Genomic DNA, 15169 nt, shown 5'->3' with positions numbered 1-15169 from the left:
GCTCAGCGCCTCAGGCCGGCTCCTGCCAGGCCGGGAAATCCAGCAGGACCGCAAAATGCCCGTCCGGCAGGTAAGCAAAGCGCATCTCGCCCGCATGCGCGCGCATGACTTCCTCCACGATGGACAAGCCCAGGCTTGCCCCCATGCGGTTCTCGCCGCGCGGGGCGAAGGGCTTGCGCAATCGCTCCCAATCCTCGGCAGCAATCCCCGGCCCGTCATCGATGAAGCTCAGGCGATGGCGCTGGCCATCGCTGTCCAGCCTTACGTGCAACAGCCCCGGCGCGCCGTATTGCAGGGCGTTGTCGAGGATGTTCTTGATCGCCTCGCCCAGCGCAATCGGATCGCCCTGGATCAAACAGGGCAGGGGCGGCACATCCAGCGCCAGGTCGTGCGGCGTGCGCGCGCGATTGGACAGCACTTCCGTCATCTGCGAGCGCACCAGGTCGGCCAGATCGATGCGTTCCTGCAGGCGGCTGTCATTGCGATGCTGGACCATGGCGTGATTGATGAGCTGGTTCACCAGCGCGCCCAAGTGGCGCGTGCGTTCGCGCAGCAGCGCAAGGTGGCGTTGGCGCTTCTCTTCGCTGGGCTCGGTAGCCAGCAGTTCCATCTGCGCCACCAGGGCGGTGACGGGCGTGCGCAACTGATGCGCGGCATCGCCGATCACGCGGCGCATGGTGGCGCGGTGGACCACCAGCCTCTCCATGAAGGCATTGATGGCCGAGACCAGCGCATGGGTCTCGGCAGGCACGGTTAACGACAGGGGTGAAAGATCGTTCAGGTCCCGCTCACGGATGGCCGCCTCGATGCGCTTGAGCGGCGCCAGTGCTTGGTACAGGGTGAACATTGCTGCCAAAATCGTCAGCGCGCTCATGGCTACGATTACCACCAGCGCCTTGCCGCCCAGGCTCTGCGCAAAGGACATGCGCGCGTTGTTGGTCTGCGCCAGCACGATCACGGCCCAAGGATGGGCGCTGTCGACCGGCATGCGCCGCCCGATGATGGCCATGCGCACCGGCGTGCCCAGATAATCGCCGTCGCGCAACAGCGGGCCTTGTTCCAGCTCGTTCCAGGGAATCTCCGGACGGAATTCGGCATCGCCCGCGATCACCCGGCCACGCGGATCGAAGACCGCATAGATCGCATGGTCCCCGGTGCCCAGCATCGACAGCGCCGCCAGCGGCACATCGACATTGACCTCGCCATGGTCGTACCAGGTGTTTTCGGCGATCTGCAAGGCACTGCCGGCCAGGATGCGGTCATAGGCCTGGCGCGCGGCCAGCTGGGTCGAGATCCAGATGGCGATGAGCAGCACGGCGGCGCTCACCAGCAGCACCGCGCCTACGCGCACCACCAGCCGCGTGTAGAGCGAGCGTCCGGCGACGACGTGCGGCGAACGGCCCAGCATCAGTGCAGGGCAGCGGCCGGGGTGGACGCGGAAGCTTCACCGGCGGCCGGGGCGTGCAACACCAGCTGATAGCCGAGGCCGCGCAGGGTGCGGATTTCAAAGGCGGCAGCGGCCAGTTTCTTGCGCAGGCGCGCCACGTATTGTTCGACCGTGTTGGCGTTGGGGGTGTCGTCGACCGTGAAGAGGCGATCCATCAGCTCATCCTTGTTGAAGATGCGCCCCGGCCGTGCGGCAATGATTTCCAGCAGCGTCACCTCGCGCCGGGTCAGCTCGATGGGCTGGCCGTCCAGCGTGGCGGTGCGGCTCTTGCGGTCGATGCACAGGTTGGCACAGTGCAGCAGGTTGGTCGATTCGCCGCCGCTCCGGCGCAGGAGCACGCGGATGCGCGCCTCCAGTTCGCGGAAGTCGAAGGGCTTGACCAGGTAATCGTCCGCGCCCAGGTCCAGTGCGCGCACGCGCTCTTCGATCTCGCCGCAGGCAGTGAGCATGAGCACCGGCGAGTGCTGGCCGCGCGCGCGCAATTGCTCCAGCAGGGCGAAGCCATCGGTCTGCGGCAGCATCACGTCCAGGATCAGCAGGTCGAAGGCCTCGCCCAGGCGGCGCGCGGCGTGGCCGCCGTGGCTTTCCCATTCGACCGTGTGGCCGATGCGGGCCAGGTGGGAAACGATGGCCTCGGCCACGTCGGCAGTGTCTTCGACCAGCAGGATGCGCATGGGATCTCCAGTGTTGTTTTTCGATGCCGCAGCTGTTGGACGCTGCTTGGGCAGGTCGTCATTGTATGTCCGAACCGCTCACGAAAAGAAGACGTCAGGATTTAGTCAGATTCGTTACAGCTTGGCGGCCTAGCATCCGTTCCAGCATCAATAATTCTTATAAATCATTTGGAGACTGGCATGAGCGACCCTGCCCAAGCTGCGGCTATCCTCGACCCATCGCGTCCGCTGTTGGAAATCGACCGCGTCACCCTGCAATACAAGACCACCGATTCACTGGTCACCGCTACCCAGAACGTCAGTTTCAACGTCCATCCGGGCGACCGCTACATCCTGCTGGGCCCCTCTGGCTGCGGCAAGTCCACGCTGCTGAAGGCCATCGGCGGCTACCTGCAGCCGACCTCGGGGGCGATCCGTCTCAAGGGCCGGGAAGTGCATGAGCCCGGTCCGGACCGCATGATGGTGTTCCAGGAATTCGACCAGCTGCTGCCTTGGAAGACGGTGCGCCAGAACGTGGAATTCGCGCTGCACGCCAGTGGCCGCCTGCAAGGGAAGGCTGCCGCCGAACGCGCCGAGTACTACATCGGCAAGGTCGGCCTGGCCAAGTTCATCGACAGCTATCCGCACATGCTCTCCGGCGGCATGAAACAGCGCGTCTCGATTGCCCGTGGCATGGCCATGGAGCCGGACGTGCTGCTGATGGACGAACCCTTCGCCGCGCTGGATGCACTGACCCGCCGCAAGATGCAGGATGAACTGCTGCGCCTGTGGGACGACACCCAGTTCACGGTGCTCTTCGTGACGCACTCGATCGAAGAAGCGATCCGCGTGGGCACCCGCATCCTGCTGCTGACACCGCACCCGGGCCAGGTCCGCGCCGAACTCAACAGCATCGATCCCGTCCAGCTGGGCACCGCTGCCCAGGCCGAACTGGAAACCCGCATCAACGACATGCTGTTCGCCCATCACTGAGCCGCGCCGGAGACTTCATCATGCAAACCAATCTGCCCTTCGTCCGCCCGGAAATCCTGGTGGACCCCAATCCCCATGCCACTGCCGAAGTGCAGCGGCCGCTGTCGGCCTTCGAGTCCCTGTATCGCATGGGCTGGCTGCGCAAGACCGTGATCCTGCTGGTGCTGGCCCTGATCTGGGAAGTCTACGGCCGCTGGCTGGACAATGCCTTGCTCTTCCCCAGCTTCAGCGAGACGGTGCAAGCCTTCCTCTCCGGCATCGGCAGCGGCGTGCTGCTGCAGCGCGCGGCGGTATCGATGCAGACGCTGCTGGTCGGCTATGGCCTGGGCATCCTGCTGGCCGGGCTGCTGACCACGGTGGCCATCAGCTCGCGCATCGGCAATGACTTGCTGGAGACGCTGACCTCGATGTTCAATCCGCTGCCAGCCATTGCGCTGTTGCCGCTGGCGCTGATCTGGTTCGGACTCGGTACCGGCAGCATCATCTTCGTGCTGGTGCACTCGGTGCTGTGGGCGGTGGCGCTCAATACCCATGGCGGCTTCCGGGCGGTGTCCAACACGCTGCGCATGGTCGGCCAGAACTATGGATTGCGCCGCTTTTCGCTGGTGAAATCGATCCTGATCCCGGCCGCTTTCCCCAGCATCCTGACCGGCCTCAAGGTGGGCTGGGCCTTCGCCTGGCGTACGCTGATCGCGGCCGAGCTGGTGTTCGGCGTGTCCTCGGGTGCGGGCGGCCTGGGCTGGTACATCTTCGAAAACCGCAACCAGCTGGAAACGGCCAATGTCTTCTCGGGCCTGTTCTTCGTGATCATCATCGGCCTGGTGGTGGAGAACCTGATCTTCGCCCAGATCGAGAAGCGCACCATCCGCCGCTGGGGCATGCAGCACTGAGCTGCCGGGCTGCGGACCTTGCCTCCATACAAGGTCCGCGCAAGCCGTACATCAACACGCAACGATCCATACAAGACCGATAAACTGACGACCTTCAGGAGACAAGCATGCAACGACGTACCTTCACCAGCCTCATGATCGCCAGCGCCGTGGCGCTGTCCGCCGTATCCGGCACGGCCCGCGCCGAAGCGCAGGAAGTGCGCATCTCGCACGGCTATGGCCTGCTGTACCTGCCGCTGATGGTGATCCGCGACCAGAACCTGGTGGAAAAGCACGCCAAGGCCATGGGCCTGGGCGAGGTCAAGACCAAGTGGGTGCTGCTCGACGGCGGCAACGTCATCAATGACGCCATGCTGGCCGGCAACCTCGACATCGCCGGCACCGGCGCACCGGGCTTCGTGACGCTGTGGTCCAAGGCGCATGGCATTCCGCGTTCGGAAGTGGTGGGACTGGGCGCACTGTCGACTTCGCCGCTCTGGCTCAACACCAACAACCCCAACGTCAAGTCGCTGAAAGACTTTACGCCCAAGGACAAGATCGCCATCCCCGGCATCAAGACTTCGCTGTCGGCGGTGCTGTTGCAGATGGCGGCCGCCAAGACCTTCGGCATCGAGAACTACGCCAAGCTGGATCCGTTGACGGTGAGCCTGTCGCATCCGGAAGCGATGGCGTCCCTGGTCTCGGGCAAGACCGAGATCACGGCGCACTTCACCTCGCCGCCGTTCTCCTACCAGGAAGCCAAGGCCCCGGGCATCACCCGTGTGTTGAATTCCACCGACGTGCTGGGCCACATCACCATTGACGTGGTCTTTGCACTGAAGTCCTTCACCGACAAGAATCCCAAACTGACCCAGGCTTTCATGGCCGCGCAGGAAGAGGCCAACGCCTACATCGCCAAGAACCGCAAGGGCGCAGCCGAGATCTTCCTGCGCGTTTCCAAGCTGAAGCTGCCGCAGGAAGAAGTGGAGCAGATGCTGGCGGACCCGGGCACCGAGTTCACGAGCACCCCGGTGGACATCATGCAATATGTGATCTTCATGGGCAAAGCCGGCACCATCAAGACCAAGCCGGCGGTGTGGCATGAGATGTTCGTGCCGGCCTTCAAGGAACGCAAAGGCAGCTGAGCGTAAGGAGGCACAGCCTGCGTGACAGGCTGTGCCTGTCGTATCATGGCGGTTTTGTCTTTCCTGCCGTTTCCATGCGTGAGAACACCGCCGTCCACTGGATCGTCGATGAAGACCGTCTCTTCACCGACATGGCCGATTCACCCGACAATCCCTGCACTGCCTGTGGTGGCTGCTGCGCGCATTTCCGGGTGTCGTTCTATTGCGGCGAACTCAGCGATGGATTGGGCGGCATGGTGCCGGTGGAACTCACCAGCAAGGTCAACGACACGCTGGCCTGCATGAAAGGCACGGAAAACGGACATGGCCGCTGCATCGCACTGGTCGGGGAGCTGGGCAAGCCGGGCGTGGGATGCCGCATCTACCCGCAGCGGCCCAGCACCTGCCGTGAATTCTCTCCCTGGGAGCCCGATGGGCAACCCAATCCCGCCTGCCAGCAACGACGCGCAGCCCTGGACCTGCCCGCGCTGGCTGCCTTGCCGCCGGAACAGGCAGCACCCCTCGCCACCGCCTGAGGCTCAGTCGCCCGCTGCCTCGCCGCACAGTGCGGCCAGCGCATCCCCCAGCGATTCGGGCCGTCCCTCGAACAGTCGTTGCAGCGCTTGCGGATCGGCCAGCAACGCATACAGCGCACTGCGCGCAGCATAGTCGGTCGCCATGCGGACTGCCGCCAGGATGTAGTCGTCCAGCGTGGCGGCAATGGTCCAGTCGGGAAGTCCGATACGGCGGAACAGCCCCTCATCGATGTGTTCGAAAACCTCCGGCCCGGTCTTGCAGACACCCGGCAGTCCTACCGTGAAGGCATCGATGATCCCATTCGTATTGCCGAAGGGCAGGGGCGACAGGAACATGTCGCACTGGTTGAAGAGCGACAGGTACTGCTGGTAAGGCTGGTGCGGATAGACTTGCGCGCTCGGAACGTAGCGCAGGATCAGCCGTTGCAGCTGCGGATAGAGCAGCCCTTGTGCCTGCCCCACCAGGAAATGTAGCCGCACTTCGCGCGCCGCACCGCCTGGCACTTGCGCCGACAATTCCACGATGCGCTGGCAGGCCATCAGGAAGCGCGGGTTCAGTTTCATGGTGGTGGCGGCCACGGCCACGTTCACTACCGGCTGATTGCGCCGCTGCAATTGCGGCACGATGAAGGGCACGGCCGAGGGCCGGTAGGGTTGTCCGTCGGCAGGCAGGCGCAGCAGTTGCTCGCTGAAGCAGGCCGGGTCGCCGATGAAATCCTCTTCCACGCTGATGTAGTCGATGCGCGGCGAGCAGGTGGTCGCCGGATGCCCGAGCGCCGCCACCTGCAAGGGCGCCACGCGCAGATTGGCGGCGAACATGGTGATGGGGAACATGCCCACGCTGGGCATGTAGAACACCCGCGGTCGGCGCGCCGTGGCAATCTCGCGCAGCGTCTGCAGGCTGGCCATCAGATTGCCCGGCTGCGCCAGCGTGATGAATTCATCGAAGACGGCACGGCCCAGTTCGTCAGTATTGGCCGCGTAGCCCAGGGCCACCACGTGGAAATGACGGCGCGCCGCTTCCAGGGTCTTGGAGTGCGTGCGATAGATCGAATGCCCGCCCGAAAACCATTCCAGCAAGACCAGCATCACCGGCTTGCCATTGACGCGTGCATCGCCGGTCTGCGAGAGGTCGTCCAGCCCTTCGGCATCCAGCTTCCTGCGCAGCAGCTGGTTGATTGCGCCCTTGATGCGATGGCGCTGCGGCAGGTCGGCGTAGCTGCAGTGCATGTAGACATCATGCAGGACGGCCACTGGCAGCCCGTCCAGCGATTCCAGCTCGGGCAGCCGGTCAGGCAGCCACTGCAGCAGCGCTTCACGCTTGGAATGCGCCGCCGGCGTACCGAGAAAACGCGGTGACATCAGCGCCAGGAAGAGGGCGGCGGCCAGCGGCTTGTTTTGCGCCCACAGGGCTTCCACATCCAGTGCCAACTCCGACTCGGGCGAATACAGCAGACAGAATTTCACCAAGTCCAGCGGCTTGACCTCAAACACTTTGGCCTGTGGCCCGCCGAAATTGAGCGAGCGCAGGATGTGGTCGGCATTGATGAAGTGGCTGGCACCGAAGAGGGCCGCCAGCCAGCGCTGGAAGTGGATCAATTGACCGAAGCCGTTGGGGCTCAGGTGAAAGCCGGGGTCCGACAGCAGGGCCGAGATGGCACCGGTGATGCGGGTCAGCGTGTGCTGTTCCAGTTCAGCCTGGGTTACGGCCGGGGAGACCTGCAGCGAAAACTTGCCGGCCAGCTGGCCATACTGGCGGTCGATCAGTTGCAGCAGGCGCACCAGTTCCCGTGCCGCAGGTTCCTGCTGGCGCGCGTAACAGAGATACTCGAAGTTTTCCAGGGAGAAAATGTTGTCTTGGCTGGCCGTCATTGTGTTCTCGTTGTCGGGCTTGGGCTGCCGGCATTGTGCCGTCTCTCCGGGATCACTGCCAGTGCTTTGGAGCCTGTTCCCATGCAATCTGCGAGATGCGTTGCCCCCACAAGCCTAGTGCTGAGCCGGAGGCTCCTGCGCGGGCTGCGCAAAGATCAGGCCCGGCGCCAGCGGAGAACGATACAAGCGCGGCGCCCCGTGGGCCGCGTCCGGAATCACCTGCTGCGGATGGTGTATCGGGATCTGCCATTGCCCGGCCAGAAACTGTTCATAGTCCCGGTACGCCAGTTGCCGCGCCAGCCGCGTCGGTCCCTGCAGCGCTGCGCCGCAGGAGCGGTCGAGGAAGCGATGCTGTGGATCGACATCACGCCCGCCCACCAGGTAGCGCACGTCACGAGCCGCATAGCGTGCCCATAGCTGGCGCGCCTCCAGATGCTGCTGCACCAGGTAAGCGGGAGGCTCGACGAGACCGTAACGGTAGTGGTCGTAATGCGGGCAGGACGCCGCTGCCGGTACCGCGAATGCGCCTGCCTGCGGACGTTCCGGGCTCACGTAGAGATAGGACGAAGGACTGGAAATGATGTAGCGTACCTGAATCCCGGCGGCCTGCAAGGTCTCCGCGACCGGATTGAGCAAGGCGTAGCGCTGCATCAGCTGGGCCCCGGCGGAATGGCCGATCAGGACGATCTCGCGCAGGTCGGGAAAGCGCCGGGGCTCTGCCAGCCAGCGCACCAGGTCATCCAGTGCCGCGAAGCTGCTGATCCCCGTAACGCCTCGAATGGAGCCTGCTCCTTGCATCCAGCCGTTGCCGGCCCAGATCGGCATGCCCGGCAAGAGACCGGCATCCTTGCTGGCCATGAAGTTGGGTGCCAGCAGCAGTGTATTGCCTGAGGTCAATGCTGCCTGCTGCAGCAGGTGTTGACCGAGGGCAAAGTAGTCAACCGCATTGCGCTTGACCCCGTGCACGATGATGACGGCGCGCTCGACATGGCTGGGGAGATCGTTCAGATCGGCGTTGGCATAGACGGCCATGGTGTAGGGCGTGCTGCCCAGCGAGAGCGCCTGACGCGCCTGCGCAGGGGCGGGCGGGGAGGACGATGAGGACTCGGCTGCTGCTGGCAACGCCCACAAGGCGGCGATGAGCAGGGCAGAAAATCGGACTGAGCGGACCAGGGGGACTAAGCGGACCATCGGCGTGCCATAGGTTGAAGTGCAGGCTTGCATGCGAATGCATATGTGCAGAATATACCTCGTTGCGGCATGGCCGGTCGTGCATGCCTCTCGTTTCATCGTACCGGCGGGTGGCGATCAGTGCCGGGTCCGTGCCTGCAGCATGGCCGACGGCGTCTGCCCGAACAGCTTCTTGTAGTCGCAGGAGAACTGGCTGAAATTGGCAAAGCCCCAGGCGGCCGCGATGTCGCCGATGCTGCCCACGGCCTGGCTGCCATCACCTTCGCACAGGGCCCGGCGCACGCCGTTCAGGCGCAGCGACCGCAGATAGCTCATGGGACTGATGCCCAGTACATCCTCAAAGCAGTATTGCAGAGTACGGCGGCTGACATGGACCGCTTCACACAGCATGGGCACGGTCACCGGACTGTCCTGATGCGCCATGGCGAACTCGCGCGCATCGTTGACGATGCGGCGGCGGCGCAGGAAGCTGGTCCCTGCTTCAGCCTCGATCTCGCCTTCATCGAGCATCGCCAGCAGCGCCACCAGCACCGCTTCCTGGCGCAGCTGCAGGGCGGCGTGCGCTTGCGCACCGCTGGCCTGTCCGGCCAGGGTCAGCAGGGCAGCGATCTGCTGGCGGCACTCCTCCAGCCCCTGGTGATCGACTTTCAGCAACTCTGCCTGGCCCAGACGTTTCCAGTCCAGCGATGCCATGCAGCCCAGGCGTGCCGCGCTGGACTGCAGGGCATCGCGCTGGACCACGATGCCATAGATCTCGTGTGCATCCGGCGTGACCAGTTCGAATTCGCAGGCGCCGGGCCGCGTCATCACCACATCCTCGCCGACCTGGCGGCCGTTGATGCGCATGCCACTGGTGCGCACCTCGATGCCGAACCAGAAGGCGTCCGGCCACACCTGGCAGGACTGCCGTACCGCACGGCTGCTGGCCTCGCGGAAGATCTGCAGGCCGCTGCTCTGCCATTCCTGCAGCACGCCTTCGAAAGCGCCGCAGGTGATCTGGTCGTAGCGTTGCTCCCAATCGGTCAGGTTGTGCGCATGCTCATCCACGTCGCGCGCAACGGCGGTGCGCAATGCCCGCTGGCTGTGCGTGGCAGATGTGTCAGCTTGGGACAGTGCGAGAGAGGGCATGGACAGGCTCCTTGATCGACCGGGCGGCGGGCAAGCCGCGCAGTTTTGCCGAATTTCGATAACGCCGCCGAAATCGCCGTTGCTATATTGCGTCGGCAGGGCAGCGCATTGCGCGAAATCAAGCAAGCGCCATGCCCGCCCGTCCTTTCACAGGGGCCGCCATGCAGCGGCTCCGCCTTCGCGCCAAAGGGAGAATCCGATGAATGCAAGCTCTTCAGGGCAGGGGCACACGCTCAAGCCCGTCCTGTCCACCCTGCAGCTCTGGGCCATTGCGGTCGGGCTGGTGATTTCCGGCGAATACTTCGGCTGGAGCTATGGCTGGGCCAGTGCCGGGACGCTGGGCTTCACCGTCACCGCGCTATTCATCGCGGCCATGTATGCCACCTTCATCTTCAGCTTCACTGAACTCACCACCTCGATTCCCCATGCGGGCGGGCCGTTTGCCTACAGCAAGCGCGCCTTCGGGCCGGTCGGCGGCTATCTGGCCGGGGCCGCCACGCTGATTGAATTCGTCTTTGCGCCACCGGCCATCGCACTGGCCATCGGCGCCTACCTGAATGTGCAGTTCCCCCATATCGATCCCAAGCTGGCGGCACTGGGGGCGTATCTCGTGTTCATGACGCTCAACATCGTCGGGGTGCAGATCGCGGCGACCTTTGAATTGTTCGTCACGCTGCTGGCGATCTTCGAGCTGCTGGTCTTCATGGGCGTGGTGGCGCCGGGCTTCTCGCTGGCCAATTTCACCAAGGGCGGCTGGTCCGGCAGTGATGCCTTCAGCATGGCGGCGGTGCCGGGCATGTTCGCGGCGATCCCGTTTGCGATCTGGTTCTTCCTGGCCATCGAAGGCGTGGCCATGGCGGCTGAAGAGGCCAAGGACCCCAAGCGTTCCATTCCCATCGCCTACATCACCGGCATCCTCACGCTGGTGGTGCTGGCCATTGGGGTGATGCTCTTTGCCGGCGGCGCAGGCGACTGGACCAAGCTGGCCAATATCAACGACCCGCTGCCGCAGGCCATGAAGCTGATCGTCGGCGACAACAGCAACTGGCTGCACATGCTGGTGTGGCTGGGGCTGTTCGGGTTGGTGGCGTCCTTCCACGGCATCATCCTGGGCTATTCGCGCCAGATCTTTGCGCTGGCCCGCGAAGGCTACCTGCCGGCGTATTTCGCCCGTGTCCATCCGCGTTTCAAGACCCCGCACCGCGCCATCCTGGCCGGCGGGGTGGTGGGGATCGCCGCCATCTACAGCGATGAACTCATCAAGATCGGCGGCCAGACGCTCACGGCCAACATCGTCACCATGTCGGTATTCGGCGCCATCCTGATGTACATCCTGTCGATGCTCTCGCTGTTCCGCCTGCGCCGCGCCGAGGCCGGCCTGGAGCGGCCTTTCCGGGCACCGCTGTATCCGTACTTCCCGGCCTTCGCGCTCTTCGGTGCGCTGGTGTGCATGGCCACCATGATCTATTACAACCCGCTGATCTTCGGCATCTTCGTCGCCTTGCTGGCACTGGGCTATGCCTGGTTCCTGGCGACGGCACGCCAGCGTGCCGAAGGGGCGGCGGCGGTTGCAGAATTCTGAACGATATAAAACTTTTATACCGATAACTCCAAACCGATCATTCGACTGGGCGATCATGAACAACAATCACAAACCGACGACCGACACCGCCGCACCCGCCCTCAGGCGCCGTGGTTTCCTGGGCGGCCTGCTGGCGGCTGCAGCCGGTGGCGCACTGGCTACCATCGCCACGCCCGGCCAGGCGGCCGCCCGCGCTGAAGTCGCGCTGGACCGTGCCAAATGGGCGGCCCGCAATCACGAGATGGTGGCGCAGATGATCGCCGAGCATGGCAAGCTGTCATCCGGTTACCAGAGCGGCAAGCGGCCCTATGCCGTGTTCGACTGGGACAACACCAGCATCATGAATGACTGCGAAGAAGCGCTGCTGATGTACCAGATCAATACGCTGTCTTTCAAGCTGACACCAAACGAGTTCGCGGCCATCACCCGTCAGAATGTGCCGCCGGGTCCGTTCAGCAAGGACTTCAAGAATGCGGCAGGCAACATCGTGGATCTGGAAGCGATCTGCGCTGACCTCGATGCGGATTATGCGTTCCTGTACGCCAATTACAAAGGCATGGCCGGCAGCAAGAGCCTGGAAGAAATCACCGCCACGCCGGAGTTCCAGGACTTCCGTACCAAGCTCTACTACCTCTATGAAGCCGTCAACGATACCCATGGCGTGGCCGTCGGTTATCCTTGGGTGATCTACTTCTTCGCCAACATGAGCGTGGCCGAAGTGAGCGCGCTGGCCGAAGCCTCCAACGATGCGGCCCTGGGCGCGGCGCTGACCAAGGTCAAGTACACCAGCCCGGCCGATCGTGCGGGCAAGGCGGGCGTGGTGAGCGTGTCGCACTTCCATGGCATCCGCCTGTGCACCGAAATCGCCACCTTGATGGACACCCTGCGCCGCAATGGCATCGACGTCTATGTCTGTACCGCCTCGCTGGAAGATGTGGTGGCCGTGTTTGCGACGCACCCCAAGTATGGCTACCACGTTACCCGTGAGAACGTCATCGGCCTGCGCCTGGAGCGCAACGGGCAGAGCTTCCGCAATGCCTATCTGAAGGAGTGGCCGCTGACCTGGGGACCGGGCAAGACGGTCGCCATCAAGCAGGTGCTGGTGGCGCAAAAGGGGTATGGTCCGTTGTTCGTGGCGGGCGACAGCGATGGCGATTACGATATGCTGCGTGACTTCCCCGAGACCCGTTATGGCCTCATCGTCAATCGCATGAAGAACGGCAAGATCGGTGAGCTGTCCAAACTCGCGGCGGACCAGATCAGTGCCGCCAAGCCGCGCTTCCTGCTGCAGGGCCGCCAGGAGTCGACCGGCAACTGGCTGCCGGCCGAAACCAGCATCAAATACGGCAAGACCGCACCGCAACTGCTGACCAGCTGATCGGACAGCAGCGGGGCATGACGCACCGCTGCCTCAGCGGGCAGCGGTGACCAAGGAGGAGCATCATCATGGCCGAACACCGTTTCCGGCACATTGTGGGTAGCGCCAGCTACGTGTTTCGTGATCTCAAGGAAGTGATGGCCAAGGCCAGCCCGGCGCGTTCCGGCGATCTGCTGGCCGGTGTGGCGGCGGGCAGCGCCGAGGAGCGCGCCATTGCCCAGATGGCGCTGGCGAACCTGCCGCTGAAGACTTTTCTCGACGAGCCGCTGATCCCTTACGAAGAGGATGAAGTTACCCGGCTGATCCTCGACAGTCACGACCGTGCCGCCTTTGCGCCGATCGCGCACCTGACGGTGGGCGATTTCCGCAACTGGCTGCTGGCCGATGACACCGACAGCACGGTGCTGGCCGCCGTGGCACCCGGGGTGACGCCGGAGATGGCGGCGGCCGTCTCCAAGATCATGCGCAACCAGGACCTGATCCTGGTGGCCAAGAAGTGCCGCGTGGTCACGGCCTTTCGCAATACCATCGGCTTGCCCGGCCGCTTGTCCACCCGCCTGCAGCCCAATCACCCCACGGATGACGCCAGCGGCATCGCCGCCAGCATGCTCGATGGCCTGATGTATGGCAACGGCGATGCGGTCATCGGCATCAATCCCGCCACCGACAACGTACCGCAGGTGGTCAAGCTGGTCGGCATGATGGCCGATGTGATCGCGCGTTACGAGATCCCGACGCAATCCTGCGTGCTCACCCACGTCACCAACACGATTGCCGCCATCGAGCGCGGTGCGCCGGTGGATCTGGTATTCCAGTCGATTGCCGGGACCGAGGCGGCCAATCGCGGCTTCGGCATCGACCTGGCCATCCTGGGCGAGGCGCGTGAGGCTGCGCTGTCGCTCAAGCGCGGCACGGTCGGCGACAACGTGATGTATTTCGAAACCGGGCAGGGCAGTGCGCTGTCGGCCAATGCGCATCACGGCATCGACCAGCAGACCTGCGAGGCGCGCGCGTATGCCGTGGCCCGCGCCTTCAAGCCGCTGCTGGTCAATACGGTGGTGGGCTTCATCGGGCCGGAATACCTGTATGACGGCAAGCAGATCATCCGCGCCGGACTGGAAGACCATTTCTGCGCCAAGCTGCTGGGCCTGCCCATGGGCTGTGACGTCTGCTACACCAACCATGCCGAAGCGGACCAGAACGACATGGATGTGCTGCTGACCTTGCTGGGCGTCGCCGGCTGTACCTTCGTCATGGGCATCCCCGGTTCGGATGACATCATGTTGAATTACCAGACCACGTCCTTCCACGATGCGCTGTATGCGCGGCGGGTACTGGGGTCGCGGCCGGCGCCGGAGTTCGAGGCGTGGCTGCATAGGATGCAGATCTTCAATGCGGGCGGCCAGGAGCAGGCATTCCGCCTGCATGCCGACATGCCCCCCGGGTTCCGCGAGACCTTGTTGCGCCTTCAATGACCATGGACGACAAAGAAGCCATTTCACCGCAAGGTGCAGAAAACGTCAGCCCCGGTGCAGAAAACGTCACGGCCAATCCGTGGGAGGCATTGCGCCGCTTCACTGCTGCGCGCATCGCCTTGGGACGCAGTGGCGTAAGCTTGCCGACCGCGCCGCAGCTGGCTTTTCAGCTGGCGCACGCGCAGGCGCGCGATGCCGTGCACCTGGCGCTGGATGTGGCTGCGCTCAAGGATCAATTGCAGCAGCAAGGACTCTGCGCAGCCGAAGAGGTGATCGATGTGCAAAGCGCGGCAGCAGACCGGCTGGTCTACCTGCAGCGGCCGGACTTCGGGCGCAGGCTGTCGGAAGCATCGCGCCAGCAATTGCTTGAGCGTTTCGGCACCGGGCCGCAACGGCGCTTCGATGTGGGCTTCGTGATCGCCGATGGCTTGTCGGCGCTGGCCATCGTGCGCAATGCTGCGCCTTTCCTGGCGGAGGTGATGCAGCGTATTGCACCGGAAGGATGGTCGATGGCACCGCCCGTGATCGTGCAGCAGGGACGGGTGGCGGTGGCCGATGAAATCGGGGAGTTGCTGGGCGTGAAGCTGGTGGTGATCCTGATCGGCGAACGTCCGGGGCTGAGTTCGCCGGACAGCATGGGTCTCTATCTGACCTGGATGCCCTCGCGCGGACTCACCGACGCCAGCCGCAATTGCATCTCCAATGTGCGGCCGGAAGGTTTGCCCTATCCGGAAGCCGCCTACAAGCTGCATTACCTGATGGCGCAGGCGCACCAGCGTGCCCTGTCCGGCGTGGCCTTGAAGGATGAGACGGCCAGCGAGGGTGAGGAACTGGATGTGCGGCGCAACTTTTTGCTCGGCGGGGATTGAGCCGGCTTATCTGAAGATTTGAAAGGGAAGCGTTAACGGGAAAAAGGAAAAG

At 63.9% G+C, this 15169-nt stretch carries 13 protein-coding genes; 8 read left to right on the top strand and 5 right to left on the bottom strand.

Annotated elements, in window-relative coordinates; all coding sequences use genetic code 11:
- Window positions 1-10: 10 nt before the first annotated feature.
- The gene (locus E2K99_RS13415) at window positions 11-1408 is read right to left on the bottom strand and encodes a sensor histidine kinase (RefSeq protein WP_121045628.1); all 1398 of its coding nucleotides are present in this window, start codon (window positions 1406-1408) and stop codon (window positions 11-13) included.
- The gene (locus tag E2K99_RS13410) at window positions 1408-2121 is read right to left on the bottom strand and encodes a response regulator transcription factor (RefSeq protein ID WP_134222539.1); all 714 of its coding nucleotides are present in this window, start codon (window positions 2119-2121) and stop codon (window positions 1408-1410) included. The genes E2K99_RS13415 and E2K99_RS13410 overlap by 1 nt, the downstream gene beginning before the upstream one ends.
- Window positions 2122-2301: 180 nt before the next feature.
- Here E2K99_RS13410 and E2K99_RS13405 point away from each other — a divergent pair, with 180 nt between their 5' ends.
- The 4 genes from E2K99_RS13405 (at window position 2302) to E2K99_RS13390 (ending at window position 5622) form a co-directional block, all read left to right on the top strand.
- On the top strand, window positions 2302-3093 hold the full coding sequence (locus tag E2K99_RS13405; protein ID WP_134222538.1) for an ABC transporter ATP-binding protein: 792 nt from the start codon (window positions 2302-2304) through the stop codon (window positions 3091-3093).
- Between the two features lie 20 nt (window positions 3094-3113).
- Window positions 3114-3983 (top strand): ABC transporter permease, encoded by an 870-nt coding sequence (locus tag E2K99_RS13400; RefSeq protein ID WP_034335868.1) that lies wholly within the window; start codon window positions 3114-3116, stop codon window positions 3981-3983.
- A gap of 107 nt (window positions 3984-4090) precedes the next feature.
- Complete coding sequence (locus E2K99_RS13395) at window positions 4091-5107, top strand: ABC transporter substrate-binding protein (protein ID WP_134222537.1); 1017 nt, start codon at window positions 4091-4093, stop codon at window positions 5105-5107.
- Between the two features lie 74 nt (window positions 5108-5181).
- Complete coding sequence (locus E2K99_RS13390; RefSeq protein ID WP_134222536.1) at window positions 5182-5622, top strand: YkgJ family cysteine cluster protein; 441 nt, start codon at window positions 5182-5184, stop codon at window positions 5620-5622.
- A 3-nt stretch (window positions 5623-5625) separates the two neighbouring features.
- Here the strand turns inward: E2K99_RS13390 and E2K99_RS13385 are convergent, their stop codons facing one another.
- The 3 genes from E2K99_RS13385 to E2K99_RS13375 form a co-directional block, all read right to left on the bottom strand.
- Window positions 5626-7494 (bottom strand): peptide transporter, encoded by a 1869-nt coding sequence (locus E2K99_RS13385; RefSeq protein WP_134222535.1) that lies wholly within the window; start codon window positions 7492-7494, stop codon window positions 5626-5628.
- 114 nt (window positions 7495-7608) lie between these two features.
- Window positions 7609-8685: an alpha/beta fold hydrolase gene (locus tag E2K99_RS13380; protein WP_134222534.1), complete on the bottom strand. Its 1077-nt coding sequence runs from the start codon at window positions 8683-8685 to the stop codon at window positions 7609-7611.
- A gap of 117 nt (window positions 8686-8802) precedes the next feature.
- A complete protein-coding gene (locus E2K99_RS13375) occupies window positions 8803-9813 on the bottom strand; it encodes a helix-turn-helix domain-containing protein (protein ID WP_134222533.1) in 1011 nt (336 codons plus the stop codon).
- A 199-nt stretch (window positions 9814-10012) separates the two neighbouring features.
- On the opposite strand from E2K99_RS13375, the gene eat reads away from it, so the two are divergent.
- From eat to eutC, 4 genes are all read left to right on the top strand, one after another.
- Entirely contained in the window at window positions 10013-11395 is a 1383-nt protein-coding gene (gene eat / locus E2K99_RS13370) for an ethanolamine permease (RefSeq protein WP_134222532.1), read from the top strand.
- 55 nt (window positions 11396-11450) lie between these two features.
- The gene (locus E2K99_RS13365) at window positions 11451-12773 is read left to right on the top strand and encodes an HAD family hydrolase (protein ID WP_134222531.1); all 1323 of its coding nucleotides are present in this window, start codon (window positions 11451-11453) and stop codon (window positions 12771-12773) included.
- A 68-nt stretch (window positions 12774-12841) separates the two neighbouring features.
- Complete coding sequence (locus E2K99_RS13360) at window positions 12842-14248, top strand: ethanolamine ammonia-lyase subunit EutB (protein WP_134222530.1); 1407 nt, start codon at window positions 12842-12844, stop codon at window positions 14246-14248.
- The gene (eutC, locus tag E2K99_RS13355) at window positions 14245-15117 is read left to right on the top strand and encodes an ethanolamine ammonia-lyase subunit EutC (protein ID WP_134222529.1); all 873 of its coding nucleotides are present in this window, start codon (window positions 14245-14247) and stop codon (window positions 15115-15117) included. Before E2K99_RS13360 ends, eutC begins: the two co-directional genes overlap by 4 nt.
- Window positions 15118-15169 lie beyond the last annotated feature (52 nt).

It is taken from the genome of Herbaspirillum huttiense, assembly GCF_004367745.1.
GTDB lineage: Bacteria > Pseudomonadota > Gammaproteobacteria > Burkholderiales > Burkholderiaceae_D > Herbaspirillum > Herbaspirillum huttiense.
Note: the sequence above shows the minus strand (reverse complement) of the source record. Positions and strands in the feature narration are given on the sequence as shown.

What these genes read in the sequence shown, in the direction of transcription:
- E2K99_RS13415 (WP_121045628.1), bottom strand. Translation starts at nt 1,408, where the DNA reads ATGCTGGGCCGTTCGCCGCACGTCGTCGCCGGACGCTCGCTCTACACG.
- E2K99_RS13410 (WP_134222539.1), bottom strand. Translation starts at nt 2,121, where the DNA reads ATGCGCATCCTGCTGGTCGAAGACACTGCCGACGTGGCCGAGGCCATC.
- E2K99_RS13405 (WP_134222538.1), top strand. Translation starts at nt 2,302, where the DNA reads ATGAGCGACCCTGCCCAAGCTGCGGCTATCCTCGACCCATCGCGTCCG.
- E2K99_RS13400 (WP_034335868.1), top strand. Translation starts at nt 3,114, where the DNA reads ATGCAAACCAATCTGCCCTTCGTCCGCCCGGAAATCCTGGTGGACCCC.
- E2K99_RS13395 (WP_134222537.1), top strand. Translation starts at nt 4,091, where the DNA reads ATGCAACGACGTACCTTCACCAGCCTCATGATCGCCAGCGCCGTGGCG.
- E2K99_RS13390 (WP_134222536.1), top strand. Translation starts at nt 5,182, where the DNA reads ATGCGTGAGAACACCGCCGTCCACTGGATCGTCGATGAAGACCGTCTC.
- E2K99_RS13385 (WP_134222535.1), bottom strand. Translation starts at nt 7,494, where the DNA reads ATGACGGCCAGCCAAGACAACATTTTCTCCCTGGAAAACTTCGAGTAT.
- E2K99_RS13380 (WP_134222534.1), bottom strand. Translation starts at nt 8,685, where the DNA reads ATGGTCCGCTTAGTCCCCCTGGTCCGCTCAGTCCGATTTTCTGCCCTG.
- E2K99_RS13375 (WP_134222533.1), bottom strand. Translation starts at nt 9,813, where the DNA reads ATGCCCTCTCTCGCACTGTCCCAAGCTGACACATCTGCCACGCACAGC.
- eat (WP_134222532.1), top strand. Translation starts at nt 10,013, where the DNA reads ATGAATGCAAGCTCTTCAGGGCAGGGGCACACGCTCAAGCCCGTCCTG.
- E2K99_RS13365 (WP_134222531.1), top strand. Translation starts at nt 11,451, where the DNA reads ATGAACAACAATCACAAACCGACGACCGACACCGCCGCACCCGCCCTC.
- E2K99_RS13360 (WP_134222530.1), top strand. Translation starts at nt 12,842, where the DNA reads ATGGCCGAACACCGTTTCCGGCACATTGTGGGTAGCGCCAGCTACGTG.
- eutC (WP_134222529.1), top strand. Translation starts at nt 14,245, where the DNA reads ATGACCATGGACGACAAAGAAGCCATTTCACCGCAAGGTGCAGAAAAC.